12 protein-coding genes are annotated in these 13234 nt (G+C 73.0%); 8 read left to right on the forward strand and 4 right to left on the reverse strand.

Annotated features, from left to right (window positions below; genetic code table 11):
• Positions 1-34 precede the first annotated feature (34 nt).
• Positions 35-460: a MarR family winged helix-turn-helix transcriptional regulator gene (locus EAD96_RS20765; protein WP_120571185.1), complete on the reverse strand. Its 426-nt coding sequence runs from the start codon at positions 458-460 to the stop codon at positions 35-37.
• A 13-nt stretch (positions 461-473) separates the two neighbouring features.
• Positions 474-2186, reverse strand: a complete 1713-nt coding sequence (locus EAD96_RS20770; RefSeq protein ID WP_121685480.1) for an alkaline phosphatase D family protein — start codon at positions 2184-2186, stop codon at positions 474-476.
• A 148-nt stretch (positions 2187-2334) separates the two neighbouring features.
• Between EAD96_RS20770 and ftsY the strand changes: the two genes are divergently transcribed.
• The 8 genes from ftsY (at position 2335) to EAD96_RS20810 (ending at position 11974) form a co-directional block, all read left to right on the forward strand.
• On the forward strand, positions 2335-3525 hold the full coding sequence (gene ftsY, locus EAD96_RS20775; protein ID WP_120571183.1) for a signal recognition particle-docking protein FtsY: 1191 nt from the start codon (positions 2335-2337) through the stop codon (positions 3523-3525).
• Between the two features lie 8 nt (positions 3526-3533).
• A complete protein-coding gene (locus tag EAD96_RS20780) occupies positions 3534-4397 on the forward strand; it encodes an aminoglycoside phosphotransferase family protein (RefSeq protein WP_174361701.1) in 864 nt (287 codons plus the stop codon).
• Positions 4398-4563: 166 nt separating this feature from the next.
• On the forward strand, positions 4564-5919 hold the full coding sequence (locus EAD96_RS20785; protein WP_121685481.1) for an ammonium transporter: 1356 nt from the start codon (positions 4564-4566) through the stop codon (positions 5917-5919).
• 25 nt (positions 5920-5944) lie between these two features.
• Positions 5945-6283, forward strand: coding sequence for a P-II family nitrogen regulator (locus EAD96_RS20790; RefSeq protein WP_013284578.1), 339 nt, complete (start codon positions 5945-5947; stop codon positions 6281-6283).
• A gap of 17 nt (positions 6284-6300) precedes the next feature.
• Complete coding sequence (locus EAD96_RS20795) at positions 6301-8562, forward strand: [protein-PII] uridylyltransferase (protein ID WP_121685482.1); 2262 nt, start codon at positions 6301-6303, stop codon at positions 8560-8562.
• Between the two features lie 114 nt (positions 8563-8676).
• On the forward strand, positions 8677-10230 hold the full coding sequence (gene ffh, locus EAD96_RS20800; RefSeq protein WP_121685483.1) for a signal recognition particle protein: 1554 nt from the start codon (positions 8677-8679) through the stop codon (positions 10228-10230).
• Between the two features lie 67 nt (positions 10231-10297).
• Positions 10298-10876 carry a Uma2 family endonuclease gene (locus tag EAD96_RS20805; RefSeq protein WP_121685484.1) on the forward strand — a complete coding sequence of 193 codons (579 nt, stop codon included), beginning with the start codon at positions 10298-10300 and terminating at the stop codon, positions 10874-10876.
• Positions 10877-10894: 18 nt separating this feature from the next.
• Positions 10895-11974: an amidohydrolase family protein gene (locus EAD96_RS20810; RefSeq protein ID WP_120571179.1), complete on the forward strand. Its 1080-nt coding sequence runs from the start codon at positions 10895-10897 to the stop codon at positions 11972-11974.
• Positions 11975-12019: 45 nt separating this feature from the next.
• Here the strand turns inward: EAD96_RS20810 and EAD96_RS20815 are convergent, their stop codons facing one another.
• Both EAD96_RS20815 and EAD96_RS20820 read right to left on the reverse strand, forming a co-directional pair.
• Positions 12020-12613: a TetR/AcrR family transcriptional regulator gene (locus EAD96_RS20815; protein WP_120571178.1), complete on the reverse strand. Its 594-nt coding sequence runs from the start codon at positions 12611-12613 to the stop codon at positions 12020-12022.
• Between the two features lie 25 nt (positions 12614-12638).
• The gene (locus EAD96_RS20820; RefSeq protein WP_121685485.1) at positions 12639-13169 is read right to left on the reverse strand and encodes a hypothetical protein; all 531 of its coding nucleotides are present in this window, start codon (positions 13167-13169) and stop codon (positions 12639-12641) included.
• Positions 13170-13234: the final 65 nt, after the last annotated feature.

Here is a 13234-nt window from a genome sequence, read left to right on the forward strand (position 1 = left end):
CACCCGGGCGGGCTTTGTTCCGGGTGGGGCCGGGTCAGAACGACTCGTTGAAGCGGTGCATCAGGCGGGCGAGGTCCGCGACGTCCTCTTGCGGCCAGCTTTCGAGGGAACGCCTTATCTGTCCGAGTCGGGCCGCCCGGGCCGCGTCGAACCGCCGGGTGCCCTCCTCGGTGAGGCTGAGCTGGGCCGCCCGGCGGTCCGTCGGGTCCGGGTCGCGGCGGACCAGGCCCAGTGCCTCCAGTCCGCCGATCTGGCGGCTGAGCGTGCCCTTGCCGATGCCCAGCTTCGCGGCCAGGTCGGTGAGCCGGATCGAGCCCGAGCGGCGCAGCCAGAGCAGCAGGCCGTACGCGTTGGGCTCCAGATTCGGGTGGACCTCGCGGGCGATCTCCCAGGACAGCGCCCGGCCGCGGCGCAGCAACGCGGTCAACTCGTGCTCCACGGCGCGCAGCGTCTCGTCCACGCTCAGAGGGTACTCAGTCCCCGTCGCTGAGTTGCTGTTGCGCCACCGGCCGCAGCTCGCCGTCGCTGGTCGTGCCCTCGATCACCACGGCGGCCTTACGGCCCTGGTGGGTGAGCGTGGCCACCGCGTTGCCGAAATAGGGCCCGGCCAGCTTCCGCCAGCGCACCGGCGGGCGGCGTACCCCGGCCGAACGCGCCAGCGCCCGGGTCGCCCCGGCCGGACCCGGATTCCAGCCGAGCGTCATCAGCGGGCGCATGCCGGCCGGCACCTGGTTGTGGATCGGCGAACAGGTGAGCTGGTGCACCGGCGTGCGGACGTCACGGTCGGCGAACCGGGCCCGGGCCACGTACGAGTGGTGCACGTCACCGGAGAGCACGCTGATCGAGGCCGGTCGCGCGTACGCCGGCCCGGCGCCCACCCGCGCCCCGGTGCGCGGCGCGGTGCCGCTGCCCAGCCGCGCGAACAGCTCGCCCAGCGCCTCGAACGAGCGCCGGAACGCCGCCCAGTGCTCCAGGTCCAGGGCCCGGCGGATCTGCTCGGAGAGCCGGGCCACCCAGGGCCGGCTGGAGTCGGCCAGGCGCTCGTTCCACGCCTCGACGTGGTGGATGCCCGGCGGCAGCAGCCACGGCAGCGAACTGCCCACCACCAGGTGGTCGTAGGTGCCGTGCGCCTGGTCGAGGAACCACGACCACTCGCCCGGCGGCAGCATCGCCCGGTTGCCCGGCTGGAGCACCCGGCTGGACCGGTTGTCCAGCATGACCAGGCGGGTACGGCCCAGGTCCAGCGCGTAGCTCCACTGGTACTGCACGGCCCGCCAGCGCTCGGTGTCGTGCGCCAGGTCGGCCTCCTTGTCGACCCGCTCGCCGAACTCGTGCAGCACGCTCGTGGCGTCCTCGGCGGCCATCACCTTCGCGTACACCGGATCGGCGGCGATCTCGTCCGGGCTCAGGTTGCCCAGGTGCTGATAGACCCAGTAGGAGGCGAGGCCGCTGCGGATCCGCTCGGCCCACCACGGCTGCTCGCGCATGTCCGCGCGCCACGACTGCGAGGTGTTCCAGTCGTCGATCACCTCGTGGTCGTCGAAGATCATCACGCTCGGCACTGTGGAGAACAGCCAGCGGATCTCCGGGTCGCGCCACGACTCCAGATAGAGCTTGGTGTACTCGTCGAAGCTGACCACCTGCGTCGCCGGGGCGTCCTTCGGCCGCCGCCGGCGCCGCTTGAGCAGCCGCCGCACCGTCGGCGAGGTCTCGTCCGCGTACACCTGGTCGCCGAGCAGCACCAGCAGGTCGGGCAGCGCGGCGTCGTCGGGCGCGGCCATCACCCGCCGGGCGTACGCGTCGAGCGCGTCCGGCGGCAGCTTCCGCGCGGTGGAGTGTTGGGTGGTCTCCCGGCAGGAGCCGAACAGCAGCCGCACCGGCTGGTCCGCGTCGTCGAGCGCGCGGGTCCGGATCACGCTGGGCGGGAACGACGAGTCGGGCAGCGGCCACGCCACCTCGTCGTCGATCAGCACCTCGTAGGTCGTGACGCTGTCCGGGGTGAGCCCGGTCACCACCACGATCGCGTAGTGGTGGTCGTACGCGGAGAAGGTCGGTGCGCTGCCGGTGGCGCCGTCGGCCGTGCGGACGGTGACCACCGCGGGCGCGCTGGTCTCGACCCAGACGGTCGCCCGCGTGTCGACGACCCGGCGCAGCAACGGGCCGATGAGCAGGCGGGAACCGGGCACGACATACACCTCCGACAAGATCGTTTCGGCTGTTCCCTACCCGGCCGGCGGTTGCGGTACGCCTTCCGGTGCGAGCGTACCCGCAGGTTGTTCGCGTGCCGAGGCGGTGAGTGGGACGCCGTCGCCGGCATCTGACAGGATTTCGGGCATGACGGAATACCTCCTCGTCGCTCTCGCCCTGCTCGGCGTGCTGATCATCGGCGGCCTGAGCCTCGTGGTGCCCCGGCTGCGCCGGCGCCCGCAGCCGCCGCTGCCGCGTACGGAGGTCGACACCCGGACGGAGGAGGACCTGGCCGGCCCGCCGGTCGAGGCCCCGGAGGCGGAACTCACCACCGGCGTGGTGGTGGAGGCGCCGCCGGCCCCTCCGGTCGAGGTGCCGCAGGTCGAGGTGCCGGAGCCCACGGCCGGCCGCCTGGTCCGGCTGCGCTCGCGGCTGTCCCGCTCGCAGAACGTCTTCGGCAAGGGCCTGCTCGGCCTGCTCAGCCGCGACCGGCTGGACGAGGACACCTGGGAGGAGATCGAGGACAGCCTGATCACCGCCGACGTCGGCATCGACGCCACCCGGGAGATCGTCGACCGGCTGCGCGAGCGGACCCGGGTGCTCGGCACCCGTACCGGTGACGAGCTGCGGGCGCTGCTCGCCGCCGAGCTGGTCAACGCGCTCGACCCGGGCCTGGACCGCGCGCTGCGCACCGCGCCGAAGGAGGGCGTCCCGGCGGTGGTGCTCGTGGTCGGCGTCAACGGCGCCGGCAAGACCACCACCTGCGGCAAGATCGCCCGGGTGCTGGTCGCGGACGGCCGCAGCGTGCTGCTCGGCGCGGCCGACACGTTCCGGGCCGCCGCCGCCGACCAGCTGGAGACCTGGGGCGGCCGGGTGGGCGCCGAGACGGTCCGCGGGCCCGAGGCCGCCGACCCGGCGAGCGTCGCGTTCGACGCGGTCAAGCGCGGCATCGACACCGGCGTCGACACCGTGCTCATCGACACCGCCGGCCGGCTGCAGAACAAGGTCGGCCTGATGGACGAGCTGGGCAAGGTCAAGCGGGTGGTGGAGAAGCACGGCCCGATCGACGAGACGCTGCTGATCCTCGACGCCACCACCGGCCAGAACGGGCTGGAGCAGGCGCGGGTCTTCACCGAGGCGGTGAACGTCACCGGCGTGGTGCTGACCAAGCTCGACGGCACGGCCAAGGGCGGCATCGTGATCGCCGTGCAGCGCAAGCTCGGCATCCCGGTCAAGCTCGTCGGCCTCGGCGAGGGCAAGGACGACCTGGCCCCGTTCGACCCGGCCCAGTTCGTCGACGCGTTGCTCGGCACCGAGCCGCTCGCCCGGGACGCGTAGCCTCTCCCGTGACGACTGACGATCGCGCCTACGCGGGGTGGCGCGACCCCAGCCACCCGTCGCCACGCCTCGGGAGACCGTACGTGACTTCGCAGGAGATCCCGCTGCACGGCGGGAACGTGAGCACAGTGGTCCGTGTGGGCGACACGGTCCGGCGCAACGCCGGCCCGTGGACGCCCTCCGTGCACGCGCTGCTGCGCCACCTGGAGTACGTCGGATTCACCGGCGCGCCCCGGGCGCTCGGCATGGACGAGCGCAACCGGGAGGTCCTGTCGTACCTGGAGGGGGAGTGCGGGGAGTACCCGCTGGCCCCGCACTGGGTCACCGACGAGGCCCTGGTGACGGTGGCCACCATGCTGCGGATGTTCCACGACGCGCAGTACGGCTTCACCCCGCCGCCCGGTGCGGTCTGGCGCTCGTTCGGGCCGCCCCCGCCGGACACCGAGGTCATCTGCCACCACGACGCCGCGCCGCACAACGTGATCTGGCGGCCGGACGGCACGCTCGGGCTGATCGACTTCGACCTCGCCTCGCCCGGCGCCCGCATCTACGACGTGGCGTACGCGGCCTGGACCTGGGTGCCGATCTTCTCCGACCGCGACTCGATCACGCTCGGCTGGAAGCACCCGGACCGGCCGCGCCGGCTGCGGCTGTTCGCCGACGCGTACGGGCTGATCCCGCGCGACCGGCACCGCCTCATCCGGACCATCCGCAAGCGCATCGTCGACCACGTCGAGGGCATCCGGCGGATGGCCGCCGCCGGTGAGCCGGCGTTCGTCCGGATCGTCCACAAGGGTCACCTGCGTCGCCCTATGCGCGACCTGCGGCTGCTCGACTACGAGCGGCACCAGCTGGAGTACGCGCTCCGCTGACCAAGATCGGCGTTCTTCACACGCCGGAAACAACCCGTCACGCGTCGGAAATCGCGCGGTGTCGCTGAAGGAAACAGCCGGCGACAAAGCTTCCGCGCAACCGGCTGACGGGCGATGCTGCCAGGTCTCAGTCGGAGGGAGGAATACGACAACGAGAGGAGGCAGCGTGGAGATCGACACCGGGAACACTGCCTGGTTGCTTGTCTCGACTGCCCTCGTGCTGCTCATGACCCCCGGTCTCGCGCTGTTCTACGGCGGCCTGAACCGGTCCAAGGGCGTTCTGAACATGATGATGATGAGCTTCTCGTCCATCGGGCTCGTCAGCATCCTGTGGCTTTTCTACGGCTTCACCGTCGCCTTCGGCGAGGGCGGCAGGTTCTGGGGTGACCTGGGCCAGTACCTGGGCACCAAGACCTTCGTCGGCGAGAACGACCTGTGGGGCGAGACCGGCATCCCGATCTACGTCTTCATCGCCTTCCAGATGATGTTCGCGATCATCACCGTGGCGCTGATCAGCGGCGCGCTGTCCGACCGGGTGAAGTTCGCCGGCTGGCTGCTGTTCGCGTTCGGCTGGGCCACGCTGGTCTACTTCCCGGTCGCCCACATGGTCTGGGGCGGCGGGCTGATCGGCGGCGACATCGGCGCGCTGGACTTCGCCGGTGGTACCGCCGTGCACATCAACGCCGGTGCGGCGGCGCTCGCGCTGGTGCTCGTGCTCGGCAAGCGGGTCGGCTGGCCGCGCGAGAGCATGAAGCCGCACAACGTCCCGATGGTCGCCCTCGGCGCCGCGCTGCTGTGGTTCGGCTGGTTCGGCTTCAACGCCGGCTCCGAGCTGACCGCCGACGGGGTCACCGCGCTGGCGTTCATCAACACCCAGGTCGCCACCGCCGCCGCGCTGCTCGGCTGGATCGTGGTGGAGTGGTTGCGCGACGGCAAGCCGACCCTGGTCGGCGCCTCGTCCGGCGCGATCGCCGGTCTGGTCGCGATCACCCCGGCCTGTGCGTTCATCACCCCGGCCGCAGCGGTGCTGCTGGGCGTGGTGGCCGGTGCGGTCTGCGCCCTCGCGGTCGGCCTGAAGTACCGGCTCGGCTACGACGACTCGCTCGACGTGGTCGGCGTGCACTTCGTCGGCGGCTGGATCGGCTGCCTCTGGATCGGCCTGTTCGGCACCGCCTCGGTCAGCTCGCTGGTGGAGACCGACGGCCTGTTCGTCGGCGGCGACGCCTCGCTGCTCGGCAAGCAGGCGATCAGCGCGCTGATCGTGAGCGTCTACTCGTTCGTGGTCGCCTTCGTCCTGGGCTTCGTGATCGACAAGACGATCGGCCTGCGGGTCTCCGCCGAGGCCGAGGTCGACGGCATCGACATCGCCGAGCACGCGGAGAGCGGCTACGACCTGTCGCCCACCACGGGCAGCAGCGGTGGCGCGTTCGCGATGGCCGGGATCGGCGCCGGCAAGCCGGCCGCGGAGCCCGCCGTCGAGACCGACGAGTCCGCGCCGGTCAGCGAGAAGGTCGCCGGTTAACGTTCCTGGGATGGAGGGGTTGGACATGAAGCTGGTGACCGCGGTCATCAAGCCGTACCAGCTGGACGCGGTGAAGGAGGCCCTGCACGCGCTCGGCGTGGCCGGGCTGACCGTCAGCGAGGTCCAGGGCTACGGCCGGCAGAAGGGGCACACCGAGGTCTACCGGGGTGCCGAGTACACGGTCGAGTTCCTGCCCAAGATCCGGGTCGAGGTGCTCACCGACGAGATGGACGTCGACAAGATCGTGGACGCGATCGTCGGCGCCGCCCGGACCGGCAAGATCGGCGACGGCAAGGTCTGGGTGACCGGCGTCGAGGAGGTCGTCCGGGTGCGTACCGGCGAGCGCGGGCTCGACGCCCTCTGATCGCCGGATCCGCCGACATGACCTCGTTGACCACCGCCACCGGCCCCTCCGAGGGCCAGGCGGTGGTCAACGAGGTCGTCGGCGTACCCGGGGGCATCGGCGCGGCCGCCCGGTCCGCGCGGGCCGACGCGCTCGACGCCTGGCTGTGCCGGGCCTTCCCGGACCGGGACGGCGTCGCGCTCGTCGCGGTGGGCGGGCTGGGCCGCCGCCAGTGCGCCCCCTACGGCGACCTCGACCTGGTGCTGCTGCACGCCGGGGTGCCCGGCATCGACGAGCTGGCCGCGTCGCTCTGGTATCCGATCTGGGACGCCGGACTGCGGCTGGACCACTCGGTGCGCACCGTCGCCGAGGCGCTGTCGGTGGCCCAGGACGACGTCAAGGTCGCCCTCGGCCTGCTCGACGCCCGGCACGTGGCGGGCGACCCGGCGCTCACCGACCAGCTCTCCCGTACCGCCACCGACCACTGGCGGCGGACCGCGATCCGCCAGCTCCCCGGCCTGCGCGAGATCACCGCCGCCCGCTGGGAGGCGCACGGCGAACTGGCCTTCCTGCTCGAAGGCGACCTCAAGGAGGCGGCCGGCGGGCTGCGCGACGTGGGCATCCTGCGCGCCATCGCCACCGCCGGGGTCACCGACGCGCTCCGCCCGGCCGTGTACGCGGCACACCGGCGGCTGCTGGACACCCGCGACGCGCTGCACCAGCAGGTGGGCCGCCGGGTCGACCGCCTGGTCGCCCAGGAACGCGACGGCGTGGCGCGCCTGCTCGGCGCCGAGGACGGCGACGCGCTGCTGCGGCTGGTGGCCGGCGACGCCCGCACGGTGAGCCACGCCCTCGACGACGCCTGGCGGGCCGCCGACCGGCTCCGCTCCGGGCGGCACCGCGCCGCGCCCGGCCGTCCGCTGCGCCGCCCGGTCGCCCGGGACGTGGTGGAGCAGGACGGGGAACTGGTGCTCGCCCGCACCGCCATCGGGGCCCGCCCCGACCCGAGCCTGTCGCTGCGCGTGGCCGCCGCGGCCGCCACCACCCGGCTGCCGATCGCGCGGGCCACCTGCGAGTGGCTGGCCGCGTACTGCCCGCCGCTGCCCGCGCCCTGGCCACCGGCGGCCCGCGCCGCGCTGATCACCCTGCTCGGCGCCGGTCCCGGCCTGGTGCCCGCCTGGGAGACCTGCGACAGGTACGGGCTGATCGACCGCTGGCTGCCCGAGTGGACCCGGATGCGCAGCCTGCCCCAGCACAACCCGGTGCACCGGTTCACGCTCGACCGGCACCTGGTGCAGACCGCGTACGAGGCGAGCCGGCACACCCGCGACGTGGAACGGCCGGACCTGCTGCTGCTCGGCGCGTTCCTGCACGACATCGGCAAGGGACTGCCCGGTGACCATTCGACAGTGGGCGCGCCGCTGGCCGAGGCGGTCGCCACCCGGGTCGGGCTGCCGCCGGACGAGGCGGTGCTCATCGGCACACTGGTCCGGCTGCACCTGCTGCTGCCCGACGTGGCCACCCGGCGCGACCTGTCCGACCCGAAGACCATCGCGGGGGTCGCCGGGCGCGTCGGCGACACCGGCACGCTGGAACTGCTGCACGCCCTGGTCCGCGCCGACGCCGCCGCCACCGGCCCGGCCGCCTGGTCCGGCTGGAAGGGCCGGCTGATCGCCGAACTGGTGAGCCGGGTGCGCACCACGCTGGACACGGGCGTGGTGCCCGCCCCGCCGGCTCCGGACCCGGCGCTGGTGGCGGGGCCGCTGCCGGTCGTACACCTGGGGGAGGACCGGGTGTCGGTGGCCGCGGCCGACCGGCGCGGGCTGCTCGCGACGGTCGCCGGCTGCCTGGCGCTGCACCGCCTGGAGGTGATCTCCGCGGACGCCGCCACCGTCGACGGCCGGGCCCTGGTCGAGTGCCGGGTGCAGCCGCGCTACGGGCTGGCCCCGGAGCCGATCGCGCTCAGCGCCGACCTGCGCCGCGCGGTCGGTGGCGACGTCTCGGTCATCCAGCGGCTGCGCGGCCGGGCGCTCGCCGCGCGCGGCCAGGGTGCCGCACCCCGGGTGGTCTGGCACCGGGAGGCGGCCACCGACGCGGTCCTGCTGGAGCTGCGGGCCGCCGACGCGGCCGGGCTGCTGTACCGGGTGACCTGTGCGCTGGACGAGGCCGGCGCCCAGGTGCGCGCGGCCCGGATCTCGACGCTCGGCGGCGACGTGGTGGACACGTTCTACCTGGTCGGCGGCGGGCTCTCGGACGAGGAACGGGCCCGGATCGAGGCCGCCGTGCTCGCCGCCGTGTAGCGGAACGGGCTGCCGGGCCGGAGCGGGCGGGTGGGTGGCGGGCTACCCTAACGGTGGGCTGGACCACCGGCCCGGCAGCATGTGCCCGCCGAAAACGACAAACGGGATGTTCGCGTGTTTGACACCTTGAGTGACCGCCTGTCCGGGATCTTCACCAAGCTCCGCGGCAAGGGCCGGCTCACCGACGCCGACATCGACGCCACCGCGCGCGAGATCCGGATGGCGTTGCTGGAGGCCGACGTCGCCCTGCCGGTCGTCAAGGGCTTCATCGCGAACGTCAAGGAGCGGGCGCGGAGCGCCGAGGTCTCCCAGGCGCTCAACCCGGCGCAGCAGATCGTCAAGATCGTCAACGAGGAGCTGATCAACGTCCTCGGCGGCGAGGGGCGGCGGCTCCAGTTCGCCAAGAACCCCCCGACGGTGATCATGCTGGCCGGCCTCCAGGGCTCCGGCAAGACGACGCTCGCCGGCAAGCTGGCCCGCTGGCTCAAGAGCCAGGGCCACCAGCCGCTGCTCGTCGCCGCCGACCTCCAGCGTCCCAACGCCGTCGGGCAGCTCCAGGTGCTCGGTGGCCGGGCCGGCGTCGAGGTGTACGCCCCGGCGCCCGGCAACGGCGTCGGCGACCCGGTGCAGGTGGCCCGCGACTCGATCGAGCACGCCCGCCGCGCCGCCCGGGACATCGTCATCGTCGACACCGCCGGCCGGCTCGGTATCGACACCGAGATGATGCAGCAGGCCGCGAACATCCGCGACGCGGTCCAGCCCGACGAGGTCATCTTCGTCATCGACGCCATGGTCGGTCAGGACGCGGTGCGCACCGCCGAGGCGTTCCGCGACGGCGTGGGCATCACCGGCGTGGTGCTGTCCAAGCTCGACGGCGACGCCCGCGGTGGCGCCGCGCTCTCCGTCCGCGAGGTGACCGGCCAGCCGATCCTGTTCGCCTCCACCGGCGAGAAGCTGGAGGACTTCGACGTCTTCCACCCGGACCGGATGGCCAGCCGGATCCTCGGCATGGGCGACGTCCTCACTCTGATCGAGCAGGCCGAGGCGGCCTTCGACTCCGATCAGAAGGAGAAGATGACCGCCAAGCTGATGGGCGGGGAGACCTTCACGCTGGAGGACTTCCTCGACCAGCTCATCGCGGTCCGGCGGATGGGCCCGATCGCCAACGTGCTGGCCATGATGCCGGGCATGGGGCAGATGAAGGACCAGCTCGCCGAGCTGGACGACAAGCACTTCGACCGGGTCACCGCGATCATCCGCTCGATGACCCCGGCCGAGCGCACCAACCCGAAGATCATCAACGGCTCCCGCCGGGCCCGGATCGCGGGCGGCTCCGGCGTCACCGTCATGGACGTCAACCAACTGCTCAACCGCTTCGCCGACGCGCAGAAGATGATGAAGCAGATGGGCGGCATGATGGGCCTGCCCGGCGGTGGCCGGCGCAAGGCGACCAAGTCGCCGAAGAACAAGCGCAAGGGCACCAAGGGCGGCGGGCGGCCGCGTACCGGCGCCGGGATGCCGGGCGGCTTCCCGGGCGGCATGCCGCAGCTCCCGCCGGGCCTGGACCCGGGTGACCTGGCCGGTGGGCAGGGCCTGCCGCCCGGCTTCAAGCTCCCGAAGATCGACTTCAACAAGCTGGGCAAGGGCGGCGACAAGGGCCCCCGCTAGCGTGTCGGTGACGGTGGGCGACATTGCTGTCTCTTAAGGTGATGTCGCCCCCTGGAAGGAGATGTCAATGACCGCGGCCCCGATCCTGCCGGAGCGGCACGAGTGGACGGTCGACGACCTGGGCGAACTGCCCAAGGACCTTCCGTACGAACTGATCAACGGAAGGTTGATCGTGCCGTCGCCCACTCTGCTGCACCAGGACATGTGTGTCGAGTTGCTGCTCGCGCTCCGCGTCAACTGCCCGAAGGAGTACCAGGTCGGGATCGACCTGTCGATGCGGGTCGACCACCGGAACGAGCCCTGGCCGGACGTCGTCGCGGTCGTGCGGGGTAACGCCAACCGGAGCCCGTTGCCGGTCGAGGACGCGGTGCTCGCGGTCGAGGTCATCTCGCCGACCTCCACCTTCCGCGACATGTACGACAAGGCCAGGGTCTACGCGCACGCCGGTGTCCGCTCCTACTGGGTGCTCGACCCGGTCAAGGAGAAGATCACGCTGACTGAGTACGTGCTCGGCGCCAATCGCGAGTACAAGCAGGTCAGTCAGGCCGAGGACCTGTTCGTCACCGAGCGGCCCTGGAAGGTCTCGGTCGATCTGCCGGCGCTGACCGCGCGCCGCAACGACCTGCTCGCCGGCGAGGAGGACTGATCGGGTAGGACTGTGCACATGGCTCTGCACGTGCGCGGTGTGTTCCTTCCCGACGACGAGGTCCGGGACGTCTGGCTGGTCGGCGACCGGGTCACCTTCGAACCGGTGCCCGGCGCCGAGACGGTGGCCGACGGCGGTTTCGTCCTGCCCGGCCTGACCGACGCGCACTGCCACATCGGCATCGCCCGCGGCGGCAGCCCGATCACCTCCCTCGACCAGGCCCGGGAGCTGGCCCGGATCGACCGGGACGCGGGCGTGCTGGCGATCCGCGACGCCGGCTCGCCGTACCCGTACCCGGAACTGGAGGACGAGCCGGACCTGCCGCGACTGTCCCGCGCGGGCCGGCACGTCGCGCCGCCGAAGCGCTACCTGCGCGACATCGGCGTGGAGGTCGGCGCCGCGGAGGTGGCCGCGACGGTGGCCGCGCAGGCCGCGGCCGGCAACGGCTGGGTCAAGCTGGTCGGCGACTGGATCGACAGGGGGGTGGGGGACCTGGCGCCGGCCTGGGACGCCGACACCATGACCGCGGCGGTCGCCGCCGCGCACGCCGCCGGGGTACGCGCGGCGGTGCACACCTTCTCCGAGTCGGCCGTGGAGATCATGGTGCGGGCCGGGGTGGACTCGGTGGAGCACGGCACCGGGCTGAGCCTCGACCTGATCGACCTGATGGCCCGGCAGGGCACCGCGCTGGTCCCCACGATGATCAACATCCGGACGTTCGGCCACATCGCGGAGCAGGCCCGGCCCAAGTTCCCCGGGTACGCCGACCACATGCTCGCCCTGCGCGACCGCTTCCCCGAGGTGGTGCGCGCCGCGCACGAGGCGGGCGTGCCGATCTACGTCGGCACCGACGCGGGCGGCGGCATCGACCACGGCCTGGCGGCCGAGGAGATGCTGCTGCTGCACGAGCAGGCCGGGATGTCCGCCCCGGACGTGCTGGCGGCCGCCTCCTGGGGGGCCCGCGAGTGGCTCGGCTTCCCCGGGCTGGTCGAGGGCGGCCTCGCCGACCTGGTGGTCTACCGCGAGGATCCGCGCCGCGACCTGCGCGTGGTCCGCGCGCCCAGCCGGATCGTGCTGCGCGGTCGGGTCGTCCGCTGACGGGCCGGATCGTCCGCTGACCGGCCGCGCTCGTCGTCGGCGGCCCTAGCGGGTCGTCGCCGCCATCAGGAACAGGCGCACCGCCAGGTCGGCCAGCCGGTCGGCGGTCTCCTCGACCGGGCCGCCGGGCAGCACGATGTGGCTCACCACCAGGCGTACGACGCTGTCCGCCGCGAACGCCAGCGCCGCCGGGTCGGCGTCCGGCAGGCGGTGCCCGGTCCACTCCAGCAGCGCCGCCGCGGCCTCGGCGAGCACCAGTTCGGACCGGGTGGTCAGGTACGGCAGCAGCTCCTCCGAACCGCCCCGGGTGCTGGTCAGCACCGCCCGAACCAGCGGGTTCTCGGCGGCCGAGGCGAGGGTGCGGTGGATCGCCGCGTACGCGGCCGCGCGGACGTCCGAGTCGTGCTCGTCGAGCGCGGACCGGACCTGGCCGACGAACCGGTCCACCTCGTGCCGGGCCAGCGCATCACCCAGGCCCGCCTTGGTGCCGAACTCGTTGTAGACCGTCTGCCGGCTCACCCCCGCCGCGCTCGCGACGGCGCCCATCCGGACCCCGGCCCAGCCGGTCGTGACGGTCAGCGAACGGGCGGCGTCGACGATCGACTCGCGCACCGGTGTGACATTCCTCGGCTTAGGCATGGTGATCGAAGTCTACGGGCGCTCGTCAGCGCACCTCGAGTTCGTACTCCGCCTCGACCCGGAACGATCGGCCGTCGTGGCCGCCGAAGGTCAGGTGGTGCGTCCCCGGCGCGGGTGGCGGCACCAGACCCCACAGGCCCCAGCAGGAGACGTGCACCGGCCACGGCCACGCGGTGACGACGTTGTTGAAGAACCCCCGTACCGGGAACGAGGCGGGGGAGCCCGCCGGCCGCACCGGCACCGCGACCCCGTCCAGTTCGGCGTGCCCGCCGGCGTGGGGCATCGGCGCGACCGGGCCGTCCCGGCGGCCGACCCGCCAGCAGCAGATCGCCGGGAAGAACAGGGGGCGACCCGCCGGTACCACGCAACGCCGGGCGACCCCGCCGCCCTGCGTGCCGGCGAGGAACCACACGTCGTCCGGCTGGTGGCGCCCGCCGTGCCGGCCGGTGGTGTCCTTGAGCGGGTTGACCGGCTGGCGGTGGGCGGCCACCCAGGCCACCCAGCGGGCGGCGAGCGGGGCCAGCGCCGGTGCCGGGTCGGGGCTGGGGGAGAGCATGACGGCAGATGGTAGTGCGGGCGCGCCCGGCTGCGGCGACCCGTCACGGGACGCATAGGATGTGC

Source organism: Micromonospora sp. BL1 (assembly GCF_003667485.1).
GTDB lineage: Bacteria > Actinomycetota > Actinomycetes > Mycobacteriales > Micromonosporaceae > Micromonospora > Micromonospora tulbaghiae.